Annotated in this window: 20 protein-coding genes and 3 pseudogenes; 14 read left to right on the top strand and 9 right to left on the bottom strand. The window is 42.2% G+C overall.

Features of this window, described 5'->3' with window-relative positions:
• Positions 1 to 14: 14 nt before the first annotated feature.
• From V7K44_RS10700 to V7K44_RS10685, 4 genes are read left to right on the top strand one after another with little or no spacing between them, the layout of a single operon-like run.
• On the top strand, positions 15 to 1,391 hold the full coding sequence (locus V7K44_RS10700) for a hypothetical protein (protein WP_334931258.1): 1,377 nt from the start codon (positions 15 to 17) through the stop codon (positions 1,389 to 1,391).
• 12 nt (positions 1,392 to 1,403) lie between these two features.
• On the top strand, positions 1,404 to 1,538 hold the full coding sequence (locus V7K44_RS10695) for a hypothetical protein (protein ID WP_334931256.1): 135 nt from the start codon (positions 1,404 to 1,406) through the stop codon (positions 1,536 to 1,538).
• Between the two features lie 17 nt (positions 1,539 to 1,555).
• Entirely contained in the window at positions 1,556 to 1,903 is a 348-nt protein-coding gene (locus tag V7K44_RS10690; RefSeq protein ID WP_334931254.1) for a hypothetical protein, read from the top strand.
• 57 nt (positions 1,904 to 1,960) lie between these two features.
• Complete coding sequence (locus V7K44_RS10685) at positions 1,961 to 2,236, top strand: type II toxin-antitoxin system Phd/YefM family antitoxin (protein ID WP_334931252.1); 276 nt, start codon at positions 1,961 to 1,963, stop codon at positions 2,234 to 2,236.
• A 3-nt stretch (positions 2,237 to 2,239) separates the two neighbouring features.
• Here the strand turns inward: V7K44_RS10685 and V7K44_RS10680 are convergent.
• A pseudogene (locus V7K44_RS10680) lies at positions 2,240 to 2,422 on the bottom strand (ABC transporter substrate-binding protein); the annotation flags it as partial.
• A gap of 237 nt (positions 2,423 to 2,659) precedes the next feature.
• Between V7K44_RS10680 and V7K44_RS10675 the strand changes: the two are divergent.
• Complete coding sequence (locus V7K44_RS10675; protein WP_334931250.1) at positions 2,660 to 4,087, top strand: MFS transporter; 1,428 nt, start codon at positions 2,660 to 2,662, stop codon at positions 4,085 to 4,087.
• A 77-nt stretch (positions 4,088 to 4,164) separates the two neighbouring features.
• On the opposite strand, the gene accD is transcribed toward V7K44_RS10675, so the two are convergent.
• The 6 genes and pseudogenes from accD to V7K44_RS10645 all read right to left on the bottom strand — a co-directional run bounded on the left by accD (position 4,165) and on the right by V7K44_RS10645 (position 10,687).
• A complete protein-coding gene (accD, locus tag V7K44_RS10670; RefSeq protein ID WP_334823390.1) occupies positions 4,165 to 5,115 on the bottom strand; it encodes an acetyl-CoA carboxylase, carboxyltransferase subunit beta in 951 nt (316 codons plus the stop codon).
• A 585-nt stretch (positions 5,116 to 5,700) separates the two neighbouring features.
• Positions 5,701 to 6,528: a prepilin peptidase gene (locus V7K44_RS10665; RefSeq protein ID WP_334931248.1), complete on the bottom strand. Its 828-nt coding sequence runs from the start codon at positions 6,526 to 6,528 to the stop codon at positions 5,701 to 5,703.
• Between the two features lie 88 nt (positions 6,529 to 6,616).
• Positions 6,617 to 6,877 (bottom strand): hypothetical protein, encoded by a 261-nt coding sequence (locus tag V7K44_RS10660; RefSeq protein WP_094347451.1) that lies wholly within the window; start codon positions 6,875 to 6,877, stop codon positions 6,617 to 6,619.
• 90 nt (positions 6,878 to 6,967) lie between these two features.
• Positions 6,968 to 8,056 carry a 3-isopropylmalate dehydrogenase gene (gene leuB / locus V7K44_RS10655; RefSeq protein ID WP_334931246.1) on the bottom strand — a complete coding sequence of 363 codons (1,089 nt, stop codon included), beginning with the start codon at positions 8,054 to 8,056 and terminating at the stop codon, positions 6,968 to 6,970.
• A 140-nt stretch (positions 8,057 to 8,196) separates the two neighbouring features.
• Positions 8,197 to 10,149 (bottom strand): annotated as a pseudogene (locus V7K44_RS10650) (cation-translocating P-type ATPase); the annotation flags it as partial.
• Positions 10,085 to 10,687, bottom strand: a complete 603-nt coding sequence (locus V7K44_RS10645) for a hypothetical protein (RefSeq protein WP_334931244.1) — start codon at positions 10,685 to 10,687, stop codon at positions 10,085 to 10,087. The pseudogene V7K44_RS10650 and the gene V7K44_RS10645, both read right to left, overlap by 65 nt.
• A 291-nt stretch (positions 10,688 to 10,978) precedes the next feature.
• On the opposite strand from V7K44_RS10645, the gene V7K44_RS10640 reads away from it, so the two are divergent.
• The 3 genes from V7K44_RS10640 to V7K44_RS10630 all read left to right on the top strand — a co-directional run bounded on the left by V7K44_RS10640 (position 10,979) and on the right by V7K44_RS10630 (position 13,164).
• Complete coding sequence (locus V7K44_RS10640) at positions 10,979 to 11,404, top strand: universal stress protein (RefSeq protein WP_334931243.1); 426 nt, start codon at positions 10,979 to 10,981, stop codon at positions 11,402 to 11,404.
• Between the two features lie 301 nt (positions 11,405 to 11,705).
• Entirely contained in the window at positions 11,706 to 12,191 is a 486-nt protein-coding gene (locus tag V7K44_RS10635) for an SRPBCC domain-containing protein (RefSeq protein WP_334931242.1), read from the top strand.
• A gap of 88 nt (positions 12,192 to 12,279) precedes the next feature.
• Entirely contained in the window at positions 12,280 to 13,164 is an 885-nt protein-coding gene (locus tag V7K44_RS10630) for an aldo/keto reductase family oxidoreductase (protein WP_334931240.1), read from the top strand.
• 231 nt (positions 13,165 to 13,395) lie between these two features.
• Here V7K44_RS10630 and V7K44_RS10625 read toward each other — a convergent pair whose 3' ends face one another.
• Entirely contained in the window at positions 13,396 to 13,782 is a 387-nt protein-coding gene (locus tag V7K44_RS10625; RefSeq protein WP_334931238.1) for a hypothetical protein, read from the bottom strand.
• Positions 13,783 to 13,922: 140 nt separating this feature from the next.
• Here V7K44_RS10625 and rppA point away from each other — a divergent pair, with 140 nt between their 5' ends.
• Both rppA and V7K44_RS10615 read left to right on the top strand, forming a co-directional pair.
• Positions 13,923 to 14,603, top strand: coding sequence for a two-component system response regulator RppA (rppA, locus tag V7K44_RS10620; protein WP_334931236.1), 681 nt, complete (start codon positions 13,923 to 13,925; stop codon positions 14,601 to 14,603).
• Positions 14,604 to 14,705: 102 nt separating this feature from the next.
• A pseudogene (locus V7K44_RS10615) lies at positions 14,706 to 15,970 on the top strand (sensor histidine kinase).
• A gap of 107 nt (positions 15,971 to 16,077) precedes the next feature.
• Here V7K44_RS10615 and V7K44_RS10610 read toward each other — a convergent pair.
• Complete coding sequence (locus tag V7K44_RS10610; protein WP_334931234.1) at positions 16,078 to 17,352, bottom strand: APC family permease; 1,275 nt, start codon at positions 17,350 to 17,352, stop codon at positions 16,078 to 16,080.
• A 349-nt stretch (positions 17,353 to 17,701) separates the two neighbouring features.
• Here V7K44_RS10610 and V7K44_RS10605 point away from each other — a divergent pair, with 349 nt between their 5' ends.
• The 4 genes from V7K44_RS10605 (at position 17,702) to V7K44_RS10590 (ending at position 22,130) form a co-directional block, all read left to right on the top strand.
• The gene (locus tag V7K44_RS10605; RefSeq protein ID WP_334931233.1) at positions 17,702 to 18,556 is read left to right on the top strand and encodes a mechanosensitive ion channel family protein; all 855 of its coding nucleotides are present in this window, start codon (positions 17,702 to 17,704) and stop codon (positions 18,554 to 18,556) included.
• A gap of 205 nt (positions 18,557 to 18,761) precedes the next feature.
• The gene (locus V7K44_RS10600) at positions 18,762 to 19,712 is read left to right on the top strand and encodes an ABC transporter ATP-binding protein (protein WP_334931472.1); all 951 of its coding nucleotides are present in this window, start codon (positions 18,762 to 18,764) and stop codon (positions 19,710 to 19,712) included.
• A 44-nt stretch (positions 19,713 to 19,756) separates the two neighbouring features.
• On the top strand, positions 19,757 to 21,520 hold the full coding sequence (locus V7K44_RS10595) for an ABC transporter permease subunit (RefSeq protein ID WP_334931232.1): 1,764 nt from the start codon (positions 19,757 to 19,759) through the stop codon (positions 21,518 to 21,520).
• Positions 21,521 to 21,623: 103 nt separating this feature from the next.
• Positions 21,624 to 22,130 (top strand): pentapeptide repeat-containing protein, encoded by a 507-nt coding sequence (locus V7K44_RS10590; protein ID WP_334931230.1) that lies wholly within the window; start codon positions 21,624 to 21,626, stop codon positions 22,128 to 22,130.
• Positions 22,131 to 22,142 lie beyond the last annotated feature (12 nt).

Raw genomic sequence — 22,142 nt, 5'->3', positions numbered from 1 at the left:
GACAAAAATAGCAAATGGGGATCATCCACCCAAGAATAATTGATTACCACGGCATTTCAGCAACCCAAGGACAGCTAGATTTTGCCATAGCATTTCTAGATGAAGATATTCCCCTTTACGTTGACCCTTTTCTTTTATGGAAGTCTCCCTCACAACAAGACCAATCACTTCATACCTCTATAATTAATTCCTTTAATAACCTAAACTTTCTTGTTCAGAAAGGCAAAATAGATCAGGCTCGTGACATCCTCATTCTTGCATCTGAATGCCAAGAGGTTGGACTTGGATTGTCAAAAAAACGAAAAGGTATAAAAATTAGTCGTAATAAAGCAGATGAAATTATCTCTCTCTTTCAGAAAATTCCTGAGTATGGAAAATATGGATTTGTTCACTTTGAAGAAATCCAGTTTTATGTAGATGGAATTGCGAAAGATCGGATAAGTGATATTTGTTGTAACTTTATTAAATCATTTCTGATAGACTTTACAATACAACAATGCGATCAAGTAGGAATACCAATTCATAAAGCTGTTATTTATGGAATTTATGATTACCGTAAAAACTCATTTGTCCGAGATCAGGAAATTACATTACCTGTGAATCCTGAAACTAAAGAGCCTTTAATATTTGTTCCTAAGAGATGGCTAAAATTTTCTCCTTGGATCAACTTTGAAGACTATTTTAAGGATTACTGTCCTCGTGATGAAATTTTTAATCCTGGTGAACCAGAAGAACGTGTTAAGGTTCTAAACTTCAATAGAGAGAATTATGGCATTGTTCAGGAATATATCAAGATAAAAGAGCGAACTCAAGACGACTGTAAAAACGATCCGCTTTTTAAACAGATTCCCGTCTTGTCTGCTAAACGGAAATTAGGTGAAATACAAAAGCTACCAACAGGAAAAACGGATGAAGCAGACATGAAATACGAAGATTACATCTGTCAACTTCTTGCATCGCTTTTCTATCCAGACCTTGACTTTGCAGCAAAGCAGAGCCGTACAGAATCTGGAAGATTAATTCGAGACCTCATTTTTTACAATAATAGGTCAATTGATTTTCTTCAAGAGATTTATCAAGGCTATGGCAATAGACAGCTTGTTTTTGAGTTAAAGAACGTCAAGTCAATCGAGCGTGAACACATTAACCAACTTAATAGATATCTTGATTCTGGTCTTGGTAAGTTTGGTGTTCTCGTGACAAGAAACCCTCTCTCAAAAGCGATGTTCGGCAATACTATTGATTTATGGTCTGGGCAAAGGCGATGTATTATTACGCTTACAGATGAGGATATCTCGTTAATGGTTAATATTTTTGAGAGTAAGCAGCGCTCACCAATTGATGTTCTCAAAAAGAAGTATGTGGATTTCCGTCGAGCTTGTCCTTCTTGAAAGGTGAAATAGATGAAGCGTAAAGATGTTGATGAGTTTGAAAAACTATCGGGACAACTTCAAGGTATTTACGAAGAAATTTCTGTCTTATCTAAAAAATCTCCTAATAATGCAGTTAATAAGTTTAAACTCGTCCAAAGCGCTTAAGAGAATAAATTATTATTATGAAAATAGATCAAAAACAGACAAGCTTAGTGAAAGCTGAACTGCATGAAGTTACAATGCCTCTAATAGATGCCATGCATATAGAATTTAAAGAACTGAGCAAGAAAAAGCCAGAGGCTGTGTTGAGCAAGAATAAGGTAAAAATTGTCAACAGACTTCTAGAAAGCTGTCGTAAAGTATTAGATTCGGAAATATCGCTTGACTATCTTGATCTCATTGATGAGGATGATATCCCTCAAAATAGTGATGTAGTACTGATGTTATCTCAGTACGTAGCCGCTATGAAGCAGTTCAAATCCGCTTATTATGGCTTGGATGGTTCCGTGCGTCGCTGGTTTACTGAATAAATACAGCGTTTTTAAGTAATAGTTCATGCTATGTCCTATTAAAATATGACTATAGTCATGACTACGGTTATTATGAAATCAATTTCCAAAAGTAAACTCAAATCTCAACTTATTGAGTTCTTACGACTTGTAGAGTCAGAAGGAGAAGAAATTGTAGTTACCGATCGCGGTAAGCCAGTCGTGAAAATTTCCAAATACGCACAAACACCTTCAACAGAGGAGCTATTTGGAGAGATGCGCGGTAAAGTGAAGTACTTTGAGGATTTAACTACACCAACCGAGGAATGGACAAGAAGTGATTTGGTAGAGGCAAGCAAAGATTGCTTAGACTAAGTATTACTCCATCGCCCTAATTTGCTGATTAGCCTCATTTTCTGCCTTCAGCATTGCTTGTTTTAATGGTTGTTGTCCCAACAAGGCGCTGACAAACTGGTTATCAAAGTTATTGACGATCGCACTTGGATATTTCCCTACCTGCCACGGTGTAGCATAATTAACTCCTGCTACTAATGGCGATCGCGATCGCCATCACCAATGCTAAAAAATTAAATAATCCTTTATTGTTCACAAACAAATAATATTCTCTTTCCTCGCTTATACCTTGTGTTATTAAGGAATGATATTTTACTTATTTGAAATTTTTGCTCAAAATTGCAAGCTAAAATAACAAAAAATTATCAGCAATGCTAATTCAAGCATACTGAATTCCTTTGCAACCTGATTTATCTGAGGATACTTCACCCATAATCTATGTTTATGGATTCTGTTCAGATTGAAACAACTGCGCCACTGACTCTAGAATTTAACCAGATTGCCTCACCACCAACAGCAATTTCTCGAATTCCCAAGGATACTATTCGCACTAGTTTAAAAGCTTCCACTGCGGATTCTGTCTTAGCAGCGGTTTACTCCCTTGGAACTGGCGGGATTTTACTCAGCAATTTCTTGGTGGAATTGGGTGCTAGTCCAGTGGTATTTGGGATGCTTTGCTCTATCCCTATGTTGGTCAATCTCATTCAGCCGTTGGGTGCTTACTTGTCTGAACGCAGTACCAGCCGTTTTCAATATTCTCTTCGGACACACGGAATTGGTCGGCTGTCATGGCTGGTTCTAGTAATAGGTATTGTAGGCGTAAGCTTGGGAGTGATTAATACTCACCAGTTAGTGATATTGACACTCTTGATTGTCCTATTCAGCAATCTTTTGGGAGGATTAGGAGCGGCATCGTGGCTAAGTTGGGTGGCAACGATCGTTCCCCGGCAATTGCGAGGCAGGTATTTTGGAATACGCAATAGTGCTGCTAGCCTCACCAATTTGGTTTGCGTACCAATGGCCGGTCTATTTGTATCACATTGGTATGGGGGATCTCTACAAGGTTATGGAGTAGTTCTACTGGTAGGTATTGTGTTTGGAATTGTGGGATTGGGGTGTCAATACTTTCAGGTGGACATGAATCCGCGAGCGCAGAACACTTGTTCTGGCAAGTTACCTCAAACAAGTGAGATTCAGACAGAGGTTACAAAAGATGAAGCGGATACTGTACCTGAATCTAATTGTCAACCATATATACCTACTCCACAAAACCAATTAGATCGCAGCATCTGGAAAAACTCTAACTTTTTGAGATTTCTGCTGTATTTCAGCTTCTGGGCACTTGCTGTTAACCTCAGCAGTCCTTTTTTTAACCTCTATATGCTCGACACGCTGGATTTGGATGTGAGCTACGTGACTATCTACAACAGTCTTCAGGCGGGGGCAACTTTACTGATGCTCATAGTGTGGGGCAAATTAGCAGACAAAATAGGCAATCGTCCCATTCTTATCTGTATTGGGATTTTGGTTGCAGCCACACCACTGCTTTGGCTGGGGATTGGTGTTAATCGCCTTGACATCTGGTTGTGGTTGCCCCTATTACACATCTTGACTGGAGGTACTTGGGCGGCGATTGACTTGTGTACCAACAATATACAATTGGCGATCGCACCAACTCAAAATCAGTCTATCTATTTTGCGATCGCAGCTGCTGTTGCTGGAGCAAGTGGTGCTTTGGGCACAACTATAGGCAGTTTCATCGCCCAATTTGCCCAGTCTGGAGGTTTACTAAGCTTGTTTGTCCTCTCTGCTCTATTCCGACTAGTAGCTCTGGTTCCACTTATGTTTCTCCAAGAGCCAGGGAGAGGATGAGATGGATGAGGAGGATAGTGTAGTATTTTTATTCCTTGTCTTCCCCTTCCTCCCCTGCTCCCCCTGCTCCCCCTGCTTTATTCTGCGGCGGTAGAAGTCAAGGACATTGTTTCCCACAACACCATGTGAGGTGTTGTTAGTACAGGCTGGTGTAGAGCAATCAGCTGGACTAGGGTGTTCTTTAATTGGGTACGGGGTACGATATCATCAACAAAACCATGCTGGAGCAAATCTTCAGCAGTCTGGAAATTTTCGGGTAGTTTTTCCCGCAGGGTTTGCTCAATCACTCGCCGACCAGCAAAACCAATGGTTGCTTTGGGTTCTGCCAAAATTATATCGCCCAACATTGCAAAACTAGCGGTAACGCCGCCCGTTGTCGGATTGGTCAAAACGGGAATATATAATAATCGAGCGTCTTTATGGCGCTGTAAGGCTGCGGAGATTTTCGCCATCTGCATCAAAGAGAGCATACCTTCTTGCATCCTGGCGCCACCGGAGGTACAGATGATAACTACAGGATAGCGTCGTTGAGTGGCTTGCTCAATCATCCGGGTGAGTCTTTCTCCCACGACCGAACCCATACTACCACCCATGAAGCGGAAGTCCATAACTCCAAGGGCAATGGGCAAACCATTGATTTGACCTAAACCAGTTCTAACCGCGTCTATTAAGCCAATTTTATCTTGTGTTTCCCGCAAGCGATCGCTGTAGAGTTTGCGATCGCGAAATTCTAGCGGATCGGTTGGACGCAAATGCTCATCCAGCGGTTTCCAGGTATTGTTATCTATCAATTGACGGATGCGCTCATCACTATCTACCCGATTATGATGACCACATTCGACACAAACCATCTGATTGGCTTTCAAGTCTTTTGTATATGCCAACACGCCACACTTAGAGCATTTATGCCACAAACCATCAGCAATTTCACGTTCTTGGCGTTCGAGGCTGGTAGATCCTGACTTCCTTCGATTTGCAAACCAATCAAATAGAGACTTTAAACCACGTGATTCTTCGTTGTTAGCCATTTTTTATTTTATTTTAAGTGGGTATGAGGTCGAAAACATTTCAAACCGTATTGGGTTGTCCTTAGTCATAAATCATTTGTCTTTACTAATGATTTATGAATACATCGTTAAACTACGTTTTTAAGCAATTCAGACCTTAATTTTCGTCTTTGGTTGCCAGCTTAACGAAAATACTTATACCAATACAAGTCTCTTGCTCTTTTTTTCAGCAGACTTAATTATATGGACGTAGTGACAAAACCATGAGAATACCAACCTCCAAATAAGATGCTTTCCCCCTCCCACCCTAATCAATTATTTGTATTGCTGGGTTTTGAACAATCAGCATCTGTTGCACTAGTTGTACTTGCCAACGGTTAATCGTCGTTAAGAGGGTAATACAAGTCACAAGCTGAATATTATCAAAATGTGAAGGGCAGGTGGGGTAATGTTGGTTACAGTCACGAATTATAAATATTTCTTATGAAAGGGCATCGGGTATGGGTATAGGGCATTGGGCACAAGAGGCAGAGGGGGAAAACTTACTGCAACTTCTTCTCTGCTCCCCTGCTCCCCTGCTCCCCACTCCCTGCTCCCTACTCCAATTCAAGAGGCTGGAAAAAATAACCGCAGGTAGCTAGACAAAATGGCTTCGCCGCTAAACAGGGTAATCACAGATCCTAAAGCCAGAAAAGGGCCAAAAGGGATCTTTTGTCCTAATTTTTGTCGCGATCGCTGCATAATCAAAATACCGATGCCAATTAATGCTCCCAGCGCACAGCCAATAAAACTAGCCAAGAGTAAATATTTCCAGCCTAACCAGGCTCCCATCATAGCTGCTAACTTGGCGTCACCTGCACCCATTGCAGTTTTCCCAAAGGCAATTGAACTCAATAGGGCGATCGCATCAAACAGCCATAAGCCTAATACTGCACCAACTATCGCGATCATAAGTTGATTTACCAATGCCACAAAACTACCTTCTGGTAGAAAACCAACTACCATTTGAAACAAAATCCCTACCACTAAACCCGACTGAGTAAGTGGATTGGGTAGGGTCATTGTATCTAAGTCGATGAGTGATAGCGCTAATAACCAACTGCAAAAAGCCCAATAGCCTATTGTTAAAGTCGAAACTTGAAATACCAAAAAAATTAGTAAAAAAATTATGCCCGTTACCCCTTCTACCACGGGATAACGGACAGAAATTTTGCTTTTGCAATATCGACACCGCCCTCTTAAGGAAATCCAGCCAAATACTGGTACGTTGTCGTAAGCTTTTAACTGGTTTAAGCATTTAGGACAACGAGAAGGCGGCCAAAGAATTGACAACCCAGCAGGTAGGCGATAAACAATAACATTGAGAAAACTACCAATAGATGCACCCAAAGCAAAGACCATTACACTCGCCGGGATGGCGAACAAAATGTCCATACAGTCATTTGTCCTTTGTCATTTGTCCTGTGTCATTTGTGCTTTGTCATTTGTACTTTGTCAATGACTAATGACCAATGACCAATGACTAATACATGTGGGATTCAATTTGACTTAAGGGCACAAAACATTCTTGAGGTAATAAAACTGGTTGGTTAGTAAAAATAACCTTACCTCGATGAGTCACACGATTAATTGCTACACCGGAAGGTTGCCCAGCTATTTCGGGATGGACTTCACAGTGAGTATAGTATATCTGCCCAGCAGCTCTGATTACAGAGGGATCAATCAAAGGCGATTGGTTCTTTGGGGCGGTAAAATTTACTTGACCTTGTCGTAATGCGTACACTATCGACTGTTATTTGATTGCTAGATTTCCCTTTAGTCTACCCGAAACTTATAGCAAAGGTTGCCAAATTGCCCAAGTTGCTATACAAAATTATTTTTGTTCGATAGCTTGGATGAGTGAGTCTCCCATAGCGCGGCAACCAAGGAGATTTTTTCCTGGAGAAATTATATCTCCTGTGCGATCGCCCTGCTCTAAAACTTGCAATACGGCTTGTTCGATCCGATTTGCCGCTTCTGGTTGGTCTAAACCGTAGCGTAGCATCATCGCCGCACTCAAAACCTGTGCTAGAGGATTTGCCTTATCCTGTCCGGCAATATCTGGGGCGGAACCGTGGACTGGTTCAAACACACCAGGCCCAGAAGCGCCTAAACTAGCCGAAGGCAACATTCCAATACTACCCGTGAGCATGGCAGCAGCATCAGAGAGAATATCACCAAACAAGTTGCCTGTAACTATGGTGTCGAACTGTTTGGGAGCGCGTACCAACTGCATAGCAGCATTATCTACATATAAATGAGAAAGTTCGATATCTGGATATTCTTTAGAAAGTTGAGTGATGCGATCGCGCCACAACTGAGATACTTCTAATACATTGGCTTTATCCACCGAACAAAGTTTCCCACCGCGTTTTCTAGCCGCCTCAAAAGCCACCCGCCCAATGCGTTCAATTTCCGATTCGCTGTAAACCATTGTATTTACACCGCGTTTCTCACCGCGTTCTGTAGCAAAAATCCCTTTAGGTTTACCAAAGTAAATCCCACCAGTGAGTTCACGGACCACCATAATATCCACGCCTTCGACAATTTCGCGTTTCAAAGTTGAGGCGTCGATTAGTTGGGGCAAAATTTTCGCTGGGCGCAAATTGGCAAATAATCCTAAACCGGCACGTAGTCCTAACAAACCTGCTTCTGGGCGTAAATTGGATGGCAAAGAATCCCACTTATAACCACCAATCGCAGCGAGTAATATAGCATCACTGTTACGACAAGTATCTAGAGTGGCAGATGGTAGAGGTTCGCCTGTGGCATCAATCGCTGCACCACCGATGAGGGCTTCTTGGTATTCAAACTTCAGATCGAATTGGTTCCCTACGACTTTCAGCACATCTACCGCCACTGCCATAATTTCAGGGCCAATGCCATCGCCGGGGAGTAGAGTAATGCGGTAGTTCTGGGTCATAGCTGGTTATTACTAGGTAAATGCTTTCAGATTAAATATCATACCTAGCAAAATGTACTGATGGAGTTTTAATTTATTTGGGTGCAGCTCTAACGTAATCATTTGGGATTGGATAAAACCACTATCAGACTTCTATATTCCTAGTTGAGCGGATCGAAACGCTGCAAGATGAGAGCTATAAACACCACTGGTAAACCTACACCCATACAAATGAGAGCTTGGATAAATGTTAAAGGTGTGGTGTCAAACACTTGATTCATCATGCTCCACTGACTGAACAGACATTGTAAAATCACTACAACCACAATTCCGATCGCAGGTGCATAGGCTACGGGTGTGCGTTTACCTTGCATTCTCACGACTAGAGATGGTAAAAACTGGCTAATACTTAACAGGTAAAAGACTTCTGCCGCCACCAACCCATTAATTGCCATCGTTCGCGCCAAGGCTTCATTGCCTGTAGTTTGAAGTATCCATTGAAACATCCCAAAAATTACTACCCAATTGAAGACGGAAATCGCGATGATGCGCTGGAGTAACCCACCCGATAAAAGTCTTTCTCTGGGGTTGCGCGGTGGTTGTTGCATCACCTGTCCAGATTTTGGCTCAAAGGCGAGGGGAGCAATCAATGCTATTGAACTGACCATGTTCAACCAGAGAATTTGGATTGGTAAGATGGGAAGCACAGTTGCCAGGAGAATAGCAATCAAAATCGTCATGGATTCTCCCACGTTAATCGGCAGCAAGAAGGCGATCGCTTTTCGCAAGTTGCGATAAACACCACGTCCTTCCTCTACAGCCGCTTCTATTGAGGCAAAGTTATCGTCAGTTAGAAGCATATCCGCCGATTCTTTGGCAACCTCTGCTCCGGCTATACCCATCGCTACACCAATATCTGCCTGTTTGAGAGCGGGAGCATCATTGACACCATCTCCAGTCATGGCCACAATTTCACCCTGAGACTGCAATGCTTTCACCAGATGCAATTTTTGTTCTGGAGCAACTCGCGCAAATACCATACCTTGTTCAGCCGCTTGAGCGAATTCTTTTTCATCCATCTGAGCTAATTGCTGTCCAGTGAAAACTTGTGCTTCAGTGGAGCAAATTCCCATTTGACGGGCGATCGCAGCTGCTGTTAGTGCGTGGTCGCCTGTAATCATTTTCACCTGAATTCCAGCAGATTGACAGGCTTTTACTGCGGCGATCGCTTCCTCACGCGGCGGATCGATTATGCCCTGAAGTCCCAGAAATACCAGTTCTCGATCAATATCATTGCGATCCAATGATCGTTTAGTGGCAACTTCTTTGCTGGCAAAAGCTAGCACTCGTAACCCTTGGTTTGCCATGCCAGCAACTTCCTGTTCCACTGCGGCAGGATTGAGACGAGCGAGTTGTCCTTGAGCATCGAACATACGATCGCATCGTTGGAGAATTGCCTCTACAGAACCTTTGAGATAAATCATATTCAGCGATCGCTTTGCATCTAATTTATGCAAAGTCGCCATGTATTGGAATTGAGACTCAAAGGGAATGGTGTCTATTCTGGGTAATTCTTGCTCTAGATTGGCTTGCGTCAATCCCACTTTATTGGCAGCCGTAATCAATGCTCCCTCAGTTGGGGTTCCTACTAAGTCCCACTCTCCATCTCCCCATTCGATATGAGAATCATTGCAGAGCAATCCTGCTTCGAGGGATTCCCAAAGAGCAACATGTCCATCTGCATTGAAATCAACAGGCTGTTGATCGATCAGGATTTCACCGTCTGGGGCATAACCAATACCGCTAACGGTGTAATGTTGCCCACCCGCATAAATCTTTTGAACCGTCATCTGATTCTCAGTTAACGTTCCAGTTTTGTCAGAGCAAATAACAGTGGTACTTCCCAAGGTTTCTACAGCAGGTAGCTTGCGAATAATCGCCTTACGTCGTGCCATCCGGGAAACTCCGATCGCTAAAGTGACGGTAACAATTGCAGGTAATCCTTCGGGAATCGCGCTGACTACCAGAGCCACACTCGCTTTGAAAACATCAATCCAAGATTCGCCTTGTCCTAATCCGACTGCAAATGTCAGGGCAGCTAAACCTAAAATGACAGAATCTTTTGCTAAGTTCATAAATATGCCATTCCCGCACACCCCAATAACTGAGGATCGATTCCGCTTGCCAGATTTCATCTGCTGTTCCCTCTACCTTCACCAAAAATTCTTCTTGACAGGTGCTTGGCTCACAGAGTCTAGCTTGCCTTTCGGGAGCAAACCAACCTTGAAATGCACCATAAACACTGCCAAAAATCGCACTCGCTCCACCCGCCAGCAGTGTACCCACCACAGATTCAACCGCTAATACCGGGCCAAAACCGGGAATAACTAATACGCCAAGTCCGGCTGTTAGTGCCAGGAAGCCCCCGGTTGTTCCTCCTGTAATTGCACCTGCTTTAGCACCTTCGATCGGAGTTATGGGATGTTTACCCCCATTAGTATCCTCGTGCAACTTTTCGTCTTCAGAGTCTAAAGTGAACACAGAAATTTTATGCATGGGAAAGTCAATTGCTTTTAGTTCATCAAGCACCTGTGTTACTACCTGACGGGTAGAAATGACACCGATTGCATTTTTAACTGGACTAAAATTCATAACAATATCTCCTATAAAAATCAGTAAGTTTAAAACGAAGCTTTATTAATCTCCAAATAGGAAAAAACTATAGTTTTCTAGTGTGAACATGAACCGTATTAGTTCGGGTATTGGTTTAAAACCTCAGTTGGCTTAGTTTCGTTTGTCTGCTTCTTTCCCAGGATTACTGATGAATGTGAACGAAAAGTGAATAAATCGTTTATCGTACTTAATTTCACTTTTAAATCACATTTGTCCGTCAAGCTAAGAGACAACAAATGTGAATGAAGTAATTGATTATTGGAGCTAAATATGAGCTTTAAGAAGATTTTGGTGGCAGTCGATGATTCACCTGCGACTGCAACAGTGTTTATAAAAGCGCTGGAGTTAGCCCAAAGAGATGCTGCTCAGTTAATGATTGGTCACAGCATTGAGCTAGCAACTTCTAGTCAACTCACTGTGAATTTAGTAGACCTGGAAATAGAAACACAACAGGCACAAAGTTTACTCCAGTTGTACTATCAGAAAGCGAAAATACTAGGCATTATGGCAGAAGCCAGTTATCAAACAGGAGATCCTGGTACTAACATCTGTGATTTAGCCCGGAGTTGGGGAGCAGATTTGATTGTGCTTGGTCGTAGAGGACTTAAAGGATTTGCCGAACTTTTAGCAGGAAGTGTGAGCAATCACGTCGTTCATCACGCTCCATGTTCCGTCCTGGTTGTTCAAAGTCAGTAGTTTCTTCACAACTGTCTACCAACCGCCAGAATTTTGCTGTTAAAACGTGAGTTTTCTACGAATAGTATTCATTATGTTTTACAAGAAACAATCTAGTTTCCTCGTAGTCCACCAAAGAAACTTTGGATGGTTTATTTTATGGTAGAAAAATCAAGTTATTTTCTCCCCCTGCTCCCCCTGCTTTATCTACCTACCTTCACTCGTAATTTTTGGGTGACTCGATTACTAGGACTAGAATACATCGGGTTATTTTTAGCAGGAACAACCGTTTTAATTATGGTTTTTCTATCAACTCATATCCATGAAAATCCACACTGAAATTGAAATTCAGGCATCCGATGAGCAAGTCTGGAACCTACTCACTGATTTTGCCAGTTTTCCACATTGGAATCTGTTTATTCGTCAAATTAGTGGTTTGCTGAGTGAAGGGGCACAGCTAACCGTTCACTTTCAGCCTCCGGGTAGAGATATTATGACCTTTCGACCTACGGTAATTACAGTAGAACCTAATCGCAAACTGCGCTGGTTATGGCACTTTTTGATACCAGGGTTATTTGACGTTGAACATAGCTTTATCATTGAACCGTTAGCAAGCGATGTCTACGACGGGCTACGCCTACGCGTCCGCTTCATTCAGCAAGAATCTTTCCAGGGTTTACTAGTACCTCTGCTGGCTCGTCGATTAAATATCGACGTTCGCCAAGGGTTTGAAGCCATGAACCAAGCATTGAAAACCAAGGCAGAACGCATTGAAAATAAAAGTCAGGAGGTCAGAAAGTTTATATAATCAGCTTTTATAACTTTTTTCAACTATGGTTAATTTCCGCTGTACTGTACTGGTAGTCTGTTAAGGGAAGTTTACTGGGTAAAGCAAGATGACTGATCAAACGAAGCTCGGTGGCAATTTCACACTCCCAGGGACTTCACTAACCTTGAACCGCATCGGGTATGGTGCTATGCAACTCGCTGGGCCCCATGTATGGGGACCACCGCGCGATGTTGATGGAGCGATCGCCGTCTTGCGCGAGGCGGTTGCACTCGGAATCAACCACATTGATACAGCCGATTTTTACGGTCCGCACATCACCAATCAACTCATCCGACAGGCGCTCCACCCCTATCCAGAGGAGCTGGTCATTGTAACCAAGGTAGGCGCTAGCCGGGGAGAGGACCAGTCTTGGAACCCTGCTCTTTCAGCCGAAGAACTGAAAGCTGCCGTAGACGATAATCTGCACAACCTCGGTCTGGAGTCCCTCCACGTCGTCAACCTGCGCGTAGGAGGCACCGAAAGGCCCTCTGAAGGCTCTATCGAAGAACCGCTCGCCACACTCGCTGACCTCAAACGTCAGGGTCTCATCCGTCATATTGGACTCAGTAACATCACTTCCCAACAGTTCACGCAGGCGGAGTCAATCACCGAAATCGTCTGTGTTCAGAATCAGTACAACCTGGCTCATCGCGAGGATGATGTTTTTATCGACGAACTTGCAGCGAAGGGCATTGCGTTCACGCCGTTCTTTCCCCTCGGCGGGTTCACGCCGCTACAATCTTCGGCACTTGAGGATGCCGCGAAGTCTCTGAACGCTACGCCGATGCAGGTTGCACTCGCCTGGCTGCTACAGCGCTCTCCGAACATCTTGCTAATTCCCGGCACGTCGTCCGTTGACCACCTCCGCGAGAACCTCAAAGCCGCGACATTGCAAATTCCTCCTCAAACGGTCAACGATTTAAACGAGATTGCCGCAAACGTCGGTCAGTAAAAGCGACAGCATAAATCACACTCTCGGCTGTATTCTGATTACAGTTGATAAAGATTTGTACTCAGAAATCGAATCAAGGATACCAACTTCTATTAAGTGGTCTGCCAAAAGTTGCATTGTCTATCTCACCCATCCAGAGGGTGGGTAAGAAGAAGCTGTAGCAATCAAAAACACTTCTGATTTTCCTTTAAAGTTACCTTAGCAGACTGCTAGCCGGAAATCGGATCAATGTTATTCCACAACCTCATAGCGCACTAACTTTCTAACATCCTCACGGGGTAGACCTAGTTCTTGGGCAATTGTCGCTTCTATTTGGCTGAATTCTACTGTTGGAAGTTCTAATTCCAATCGCTTCAGAATGGGATCTGCTGTTTCCACTTCTACTTGAGTAATTCTTTTAGTTCGGTTGACGGCAGCGTTAATGAGCAATACATTGACTGATACCCGTGCTTCAAGTTGAGTATCTGACTGAAGTTTTTTCTGCGTGGAATAGGGTCGGCTTAACTCTTGAGCAGCGAGGAAATTACAGCCAAGCCAAAACACGATCGCTACTAGTGGTAGAGGCAACCAAAACTCTAATCCCAGCCCTTGCAGCCAACGTTTACTAATACGCCACACATTACACCTGCTTCTGATTTTGCTAGGTCATACTTCATGTATATCCTAATGAGGTAGACAATCCTCTGAAATATGACTGATGAAAGACGTTGAGATTGCTTCAATGGATTATTCTAAACAAGCACAAGTGTATAAAGGTGATGAAAATCTTACTGGTAGAGGATGATCCCAAGCAATTAATGCCGCTGCAAATGCTTCTCTCTCAGGCGGGACACAGCGTCGATGGTGTCAAGGATGGTGAAATGGCTCAATGGCTTTTGGCTGAAAAAGAATATGACCTGCTGATTTTGGATTGGATGTTACCTCGGATTAGTGGAGTAAGTTTGTGTCAACAGTATCGGGCGGCGGGAAAAACAGCTCCGGTATTAATGATCACGGCAAAAGATACCACACCCGATAAAGTCATAGGATTAGATGCCGGAGCTGATGATTACCTCGTCAAACCGATTGATATCGTGGAGTTCATGGCACGGGTGCGGGCATTGAGGAGGCGATCGCCTCTCTGGCAAGGAGACACCCTCTGTTTGGCAGACCTCGAACTGCATCTCGATAGACTAATTTTGGAGCGACAAGGAGCGATCGTATCCCTTTCCAGCCAGGAATTTCAGTTGTTAGAGTACTTCATGCGTCATCCTAAGCAAGTCCTGACTCGTAATCAAATTGAGCAAGCTGTATGGGAGTGGGGTAGTGAGCCAGAAAGCAATGCAATCACCGTTCTAGTTCGTAAACTTCGCCAACGTTTGCAAACATTAGCAGCAGCCGATTGGATTGAAACTGTTTACGGTATGGGCTATCGCCTCAACCCTCCAGAACCATCTTGAGATTTAATTTCAGAGTCTACAATCAAGTAGAATGCTAATCCGATTTAATTACATCTTGAATTCTGACTTCTGACTTCTGAATTCTGAATTCTTCTTCTATTTGTGTTTAACCGCAGTCGTCGTAACTTAGCTCGTTGGTTTACCCTTTCAATGGGGTGCATTCTGATTCTCTTTGCTGGAGTCATTTACAATCTTGAGGTAAAAGACAAGCTCAAAGCATTAGATCAGCTGCTTTATAAAAGAGCAGAGCTAATGGCAGCCAGTTCGCAGTATCGGCTGTTTCAAGGACAAAAACAAGTCGAACTGAGCAATATACCGCTATTGGGTAGTGGTTCTCACCCCGCTGATATTGAACTAGTTTATGTTCGCTGGTATGACCCCAATGGCAAACTCAAGCGGTTTTTTGGTACTCCACCTCCAGAAGAGTTAAAAATAGCATCTGAGTTTCTCACGATTAAGTCCATTGACCAGTTTACAGGTGAGACGCTTTGGCTTCGTCAAGTCACCCTACCTGTTCAAGGAGGAAATTCGGTCATCGGTTATCTGCAAGTTGCTATCCCACTTACAGAAACTCAAAACGATCTCAGAGAATTTCAGTTAATGTTGACGCTGGTTGTGCCTGTAGCGCTGGGGTTAATTGGACTTACAGGTTGGGTACTCAGTGGCATAGCTATGCAGCCTGTTCAGCTAGCCTATAATCAACTACAACGCTTCACATCAGATGCTTCTCATGAGTTGCGATCGCCCCTTTCTGCGATTTTGACCAATGCCCAAGTTGGGTTACTAATGGCAGCAGACCATCCTCAAATCCATCCCTCAGTGGAGAACATCATCGATAGCGCTAAGTCGATGAGTACCTTGGTCAATAACCTACTGCTGTTGGCTCGGCATCAGGGAAAATTAACTCCTGAATCTCTCAAAAAGGTTAATCTTAATAGCTTGCTAGAGAATTTAGCTATTTATTACAATACTGTTGCTGCAAAAGCGTCGATCGAGTTGATTAGCCATTTACCAGAACAACTCATTGAGTTGTGGGCTGACCCCGATTTGCTGCGGCTAGCTGTGGAAAACTTGCTCAACAACGCCTGCAATGAACTGTCTGGTTACGCTTAGAATCTCACCCAGATCGGGCAGTAATTCAGGTTATTGATACTGGAATTGGAATTCCAGAGGCAGATTTACCTTACATTTTCGATCGCTTTTACCGAGTTGATACAGTACGTGCAAGAGAAAGCGGCGGATTTGGTTTGGGATTAGCGATCGCTCAACAAATTGTCCAAGCTCACGGCGGTCACATTCATGTGATGAGCAATGAGGGTAAAGGCTCGACGTTCCAGATAAAGTTACCGCTTATGAGCCATTCCTAAATCACCTTTAACAGATGTGAGCAACTCGCCAAATAAGGCACTGTTAGCCAATTCAAGTTAAATTAATACAAACGTATTACAAATACATTCTATTGAGCAAAGTTTCTTCAAAGGTGTAGCTGTCGCTTATTTGACAAATAGTAAATTACTTCGATGCCTATAGCGACTCCTACCATAAACACTAAAATCCAGACGGTTTGTGGATCTGTTTGCAAAGCAAACCAAATTAACATTCCTAGTGCCACCAAACATATTCCAGCACCTAAAAGTGAAATCCACTGCTTGCTTTTTGTATAACGATACATCCGAGCATTAGCTAAATTAACCGCAGCAAATATCAACAGAAACCCGGCACTACCCATTGTAGAGATCCGATTTATATCAAAAAAATTGGCGATTATTAGAGTAATACCACTAGTAATAAATAAGCCAATTGAAGATTGATCTATGCCATTTATTTGGCTGCCAGAGTAAAACCCCCTAGATTTAGCAATAATAGAGCTAAAACGAGCTGAACCGTAGAGTGTTGCGTTACTAGCCGAGATAGTTGATAAAAGAGCAGCAATCGTAATCAAAACAGATCCCAATTGCCCCATAATTGGTTTGGCAACTTCAGCCAAAGCATAGTCTCTTGCTGCCAAAATCTTTTCTATTGGTTCTGTCCCCAATGTGACGAGTGCTATTAAAACGTAAAGCAAAATAACGAACCCAATTACAGAGTAATAAACTCGTGGCAAAGTGTATTTTGGATTGACAAGATCCTCTGCTGTATTGGCGATTAGCTCAAAACCTTCATAAGACAAGAAGATCGCCATTGCTCCTGCGAAAATTGACTGTAGCGACGACACTGAGACTGGTTCTATACGGGAAATATCTATATGACTGCTCCCCATAGTAATAAACAGGATCAAAATCCCCACTTTGAAGCTAACAATCCAAATTTGAGATTTACCAATGTAATTCGCAGTTAGTAGATTTAGTCCAGTTGTCCCTAAAATTGCCAAGCTAATCAGTAAATGCTTCCACATAGGTTGAGTAGATGTAAACAGGCTAACTCCATAACTACCAAAAGCATTCAAGTAAAAGGAAAGCATGACTACATAGCTAAACCATAGTAGAAGATTCAGTGTCCCACTAAACAGCCCTAGACCAAAAGCCTGGTTTAAAAAAGTTACTGTCCCGCCTCGACATGGATGAGCTACCGAAAGTTTTGCATAAGCATAAGTAGTTATCAAAGCTATTGTCCCTGCGATCGCAAATGCTAGTGGTGCGCCTGTATGAGCTATTTGAATTACAACTCCCAGCGCTGGAAAAAGTCCACCGACAATGCCTCCTACACCCAACGCCCACACAGACCAAAAACCGATTTTTTTGCTTGACACCTGTAACTTCTTTAGGAATATATAGTCTTATAATCGTTGAACAGCAGGCATATAATCAAGCTGAGATTAAGAGGTTGGGAATATAGCGGCTCTCGATCGAATGAGGCATATCCTCAAAGTTGAAAGGGATATATATGAGGTCTAGCTATATTTCACCAGCGTAGGAAGGGCTATAGAAGCCTTGACTAAAGAATTTGGTGCTGGTATGGCGCGATTTATATAGCGATTTAAGATCGGGTTTGCTATTTGCTGCATAGCACACCAAAAATTAAAAAAAAGTATTTATAGGAAAATTTTATTTAATTTATTGTATGTTTATTGTGTTTAATAATTCACAGACAAAAAAATTATGGATTTAAAACAAATTAGCTTGGTTGCTAGTCAACTTTTAACTCTGTTTGGGCTAAAAATTTTAGGTGCGATCGCTCTGTGGCTGATTGCTCAACGCTTGATTGATTTTGCATTGAAGCTAGCGCGACGTGCTTTCCGAAGCCAACACGTTGATCCGACACTGATTAACTATCTTCTGAATATCATTGGCGTTACGCTGAGAATTATTCTAGTTGTGGCAATTCTCGGCTTCTTTGGGGTTGAAACAACTTCCTTTGCTGCATTGCTAGCAGGAGCCGGCATTGCAATTGGTGCAGCCTGGGGGGGGCTATTGGCCAACTTTGCAGCCGGAGCATTTTTAATCGTTTTTCGACCATTTAAAGTTGGTGATTTCATCACGACAGCAGGTGTCACAGGCACTGTTACAGAACTTGGGCTGTTCACAACTAGTATCAATACACCTGATAACGTATTGACGATTGTTGCCAATAATAAAATCTTTGCTGACAATATCCAGAATTATTCTGCCAATCCTTACCGTCGGGTTGATCTGGTAGCTCAACTTCATCATGAAGTGAAACATAACGAAGCGATCGCACTTTTAAAAGCGAAAATTAGCCAAATCCCTAATGTCCTCCAAAATCCAGCACCGGATGTAGAAATTCAGACTTTCAATTTTGCAGGGCCTGTACTAGCTGTACGTCCTTATTGCAATAACGATCATTACTGGCAAGTTTACTTCGACACTAATAAAGTTATTCGTGAAACCTTTAGTGAAGCTGGATATCCAGTTCCCGAATACCGTTATGCAGTTAGCGGTTCATCTGGTAATGGAATTAATAATGTCATCCCACCACTATCAGAAATAACTTGACACTAAAGCAAAAAGTCAAGGTTTAATTTGCAAAGATTTCATCAATAGCAGAATAAGAATTAATAAGTAGTTAAGGTGTATGCCTTACCTACTTTTTTATGTAGCCAATTTCGTTAGATTCAGTTTCAATTTCTGAAACCAGCCTGACAAAACCTGTGGAAAGAGGTTACGTTAAGTGTTAATCACAAGCCGCACCCCAGCAGCGATGGTAAAAGAATTAGCAATTTGCACCCGTGGACTAACTAAGCAATTTGACAGGCACGTTGCTGTCAATGATGTTGATTTAGAAATTCAGGCGGGGGAAGTATATGGACTGATTGGGCCGAATGGCGCGGGTAAAACAACTCTCATCCGAATGTTGGCAACTGCTGAGGAACCAACGACGGGTGAGATTTATATTAATGGCGATCGCTTACTCCGTGATAAGAGTAATCCCAAACTTAAGCGTCGTCTAGGCTACTTACCCGATGACTACCCGCTATATGAGGATCTGACAGTCTGGGATTACCTAGATTATTTTGCGCGTCTCTATCGCTTGCGAGAACCGCGCCGCACTCAACGGTTACATGAAGTTTTAGAACTAATTCAACTTGGAAATAAACGCCATAGCCAGATTTCTACTCTGTCGCGGGGGATGAAACAGCGCTTGAGTTTAGCACGAACCATTATCCACGAACCGATTTTACTACTACTAGATGAGCCTGTTTCTGGGCTTGACCCCATCGCCAGGATGCACTTTCGTGAAATCATCAAGGCTTTGCAAGAAGCTGGGATGACTGTAATTATTTCCTCTCATGTTCTCAGCGATCTAGCGGAACTGTGTACATCTGTGGGAATTATGGAACTTGGCTTCTTGGTAGAAAGTACTTCATTACAACAACTGTACCAACGTCTTTCGCACCAGCAAATTGTGATCTCAACTCTGGGGAACCTGGAGACACTTTTAAGGGAATTGAAACATCATCATTTAGTGGAAGAGTGGGAGGTGATATCAGGAAAAAATAGCGTGCGGGTGAATTTTTCGGGTAAAGAAGAAGATAGTGCTGAGTTGCTGCGATCGCTCATCAAAGCAGACATCCCTCTGACTGATTTTCACTGCACACAAGAAGACTTAGAAAGTATTTTCTTAAAATTAGGTCACAAACAAGCATCTTGATACGTCAATAAATATCACTCCCCATTTTTGGAGAATTTTTTGCTATGATGCTCAATTTAATAGACAAAATCGGCGATTGGAATCCCCAACTATTGCGGGAACTCAAAGGACGACTGAAATTTTTTAATGTAGCGATCGCAGTTGCGACATCCTTACTACTGCAACTGGTAGTTGTTTTATATCAGTTCCGCGAGTTTCCTAATGATAAATACTCCCTAACTGGTGCATACTGTGGTTTACGTCAAGTATATGAACAAAAACAAAATCAGTTTTACCAGGAATTAGATCAATCTAGAATTGCTGAATTCAATGATTTCTTCTCCAGGAATTTTTGTCCCCAAAATGAAATTGATTGGCAATTGTGGTGGCAAGATCATTGGGAATATATATTCCTCTCCTTGAGTGTAATTTTTGTATTTACACTATTAGTCGCAGGAACTTTTTTGCTAATCAACGATTTAGCCAAAGAAGAAACTCGCGGTACGCTGAATTTCATCCGTCTCAGTCCTCAATCAGAAACAACTATATTGACTGGCAAGTTGCTAGGAGTTCCGAGTTTTATTTATCTGATCATCTTAGTAGCAGTTCCTTTACATTTGTGGGCTGGGCTGACTGTCAAAATTGCCTTTAGTTACATTTTGAGTTACTACGCAATTCTTGCTGCTAGCTGTATTTTATTCTACAGTGCAGCACTAATATTTGGCTTACTGAGTCGTTGGTTTAGTGGTTTTCAGCCTTGGTTGGGTAGTGGTGCAGTTTTACTTTTTCTATGCACAACAATGGGGCTGGCATCATCTTACAACAATTTAAATCATTCAAGTGCTTGGTTTAGACTCTTTAATCCTTGGGATATAACTAATTATTTATTTCCTAACTTGTTCCATCTATCTAATGCTTCTCCCCTGACATACTTGCAGTTTTTCTATTTACCATTAGGTAAAAGTATTGTTAGTGTTGTTGGTTTGCATTTACTGAACTTAGGATTGTGTAGTTACGGGATTTTGCAAGCTCTTAAACGTTGTTTCCGTAATCCTCAAGCTTTAATCATCAGCAAGAAGCAAAGTTATTTAGTAGTAGCATTTTGTCAGTTGATGATGTGGGGATTTACCCTACAAGTTGCTAACAACAATTTCAAATTACATGAACAGATTGCAGAAAATATCATTTATCTAGCACTGTACAACTTTGTGTTGATTTTAAGTTTAATTGCGGTTCTTTCCCCTCACCGTCAAGATGTACAAGATTGGGCAAGATATCGACATCAGGGAGTTTCTAGCCACAAGAGTGTTTGGCAGGATCTAATTTGGGCTGAAAAAAGTCCTGCACTCGTGGCGATCGCTATTAATCTGACAATTGTTACTATCCCCTGGCTAGCTTGGATTTCATTTACATCTGTTTTTGATCCAAACGATCGTCAAAGTTTCTTAGGTAACGATATTGGCAGATTTAAAATTCTTTTAGCTATAGCTCTGTCTATCAGCTTAATGATGATTTATGCTACCATCGCCCAATTAATACTTTTGCTGAAAACTCCTAAACGTTCTTTCTGGGCTATGGGAACTTTAGGTGCTGCAATGTTCTTACCACCGATGATTCTAGGATTTATCGGCGTCTCTTCGTGGAAACATCCTACTGTATGGCTGTTTTCAACTTTTCCTTGGGCAGGGATAGAATACTCTGGGACGACAACAATTTTTATGGCACTCTTAGCAGAGTTGAGTGTTTTAGCTTTGTTGAACTTCCAGTTAACAAGGCAGGTGAGATTAGCGGGTGAATCTGCTACCAAAGCGTTATTGGCAGGACGTTAAGTAAGTAGTTATCCATTAGAACCCCGATTTCTTTGAGAAGTCGGGGTTTTTGCATTAAGGTTAAACTTTTAATTAGCACAAGTATCACGACAATCTGACAATCATGCTAAATCTGTCGACTCAAGACTTACGCTACATAGCCATCGATTTTTTAGAACAAAGCCCCCCACAGCGTCTACAAATTCTCAAGCAATTGGGCATAGCTCGGTATGAATTTTTAACTAAACTACGATTAAATGAAGCAAATGTTATTTGTATAATGCGGTTTTTTAAATATCCAAGTCAACTCAAGTTTCCTAATCTTATAAGAGCAGATTTATCTGGTTTAATTTTAGATGGAGTAAACTTCATTCGAGGAAACTTATCAGAAGCAAATCTACAAGGCAGTAGTTTAATTAATGCAGACCTATTATTCGTCAATTTTACAAAAGCTGACTTGAGAAATGCAGATTTACGAGGTGCAACCCTAAACGAGACTATTTGGTTAGAGACTCTAGTAGATAAGTGCCAGCTTGGCGTAGGTACTGGTTTAAATGATTTACAACGTCAAGATTTAGAACTACGTGGAGCTAGATTTAACAGTTCGACTTCGCTCACTGTTAAAGGTTAGAACCTAGAGGAG

It is taken from the genome of Nostoc sp., assembly GCF_036917235.1.
Lineage (GTDB): Bacteria > Cyanobacteriota > Cyanobacteriia > Cyanobacteriales > Nostocaceae > Nostoc.
Note: the sequence above shows the minus strand (reverse complement) of the source record. Positions and strands in the feature narration are given on the sequence as shown.

Coding starts and splice junctions, on each gene's coding strand:
- V7K44_RS10700 (WP_334931258.1), top strand. CDS start 15: ATGGGGATCATCCACCCAAGAATAATTGATTACCACGGCATTTCAGCA.
- V7K44_RS10695 (WP_334931256.1), top strand. CDS start 1,404: ATGAAGCGTAAAGATGTTGATGAGTTTGAAAAACTATCGGGACAACTT.
- V7K44_RS10690 (WP_334931254.1), top strand. CDS start 1,556: ATGAAAATAGATCAAAAACAGACAAGCTTAGTGAAAGCTGAACTGCAT.
- V7K44_RS10685 (WP_334931252.1), top strand. CDS start 1,961: ATGACTACGGTTATTATGAAATCAATTTCCAAAAGTAAACTCAAATCT.
- V7K44_RS10675 (WP_334931250.1), top strand. CDS start 2,660: ATGGATTCTGTTCAGATTGAAACAACTGCGCCACTGACTCTAGAATTT.
- accD (WP_334823390.1), bottom strand. CDS start 5,115: ATGGCTAACAACGAAGAATCACGTGGTTTAAAGTCTCTATTTGATTGG.
- V7K44_RS10665 (WP_334931248.1), bottom strand. CDS start 6,528: ATGGACATTTTGTTCGCCATCCCGGCGAGTGTAATGGTCTTTGCTTTG.
- leuB (WP_334931246.1), bottom strand. CDS start 8,056: ATGACCCAGAACTACCGCATTACTCTACTCCCCGGCGATGGCATTGGC.
- V7K44_RS10645 (WP_334931244.1), bottom strand. CDS start 10,687: ATGAATTTTAGTCCAGTTAAAAATGCAATCGGTGTCATTTCTACCCGT.
- V7K44_RS10640 (WP_334931243.1), top strand. CDS start 10,979: ATGAGCTTTAAGAAGATTTTGGTGGCAGTCGATGATTCACCTGCGACT.
- V7K44_RS10635 (WP_334931242.1), top strand. CDS start 11,706: ATGAAAATCCACACTGAAATTGAAATTCAGGCATCCGATGAGCAAGTC.
- V7K44_RS10630 (WP_334931240.1), top strand. CDS start 12,280: ATGACTGATCAAACGAAGCTCGGTGGCAATTTCACACTCCCAGGGACT.
- rppA (WP_334931236.1), top strand. CDS start 13,923: ATGAAAATCTTACTGGTAGAGGATGATCCCAAGCAATTAATGCCGCTG.
- V7K44_RS10605 (WP_334931233.1), top strand. CDS start 17,702: ATGGATTTAAAACAAATTAGCTTGGTTGCTAGTCAACTTTTAACTCTG.
- V7K44_RS10600 (WP_334931472.1), top strand. CDS start 18,762: ATGGTAAAAGAATTAGCAATTTGCACCCGTGGACTAACTAAGCAATTT.
- V7K44_RS10595 (WP_334931232.1), top strand. CDS start 19,757: ATGATGCTCAATTTAATAGACAAAATCGGCGATTGGAATCCCCAACTA.
- V7K44_RS10590 (WP_334931230.1), top strand. CDS start 21,624: ATGCTAAATCTGTCGACTCAAGACTTACGCTACATAGCCATCGATTTT.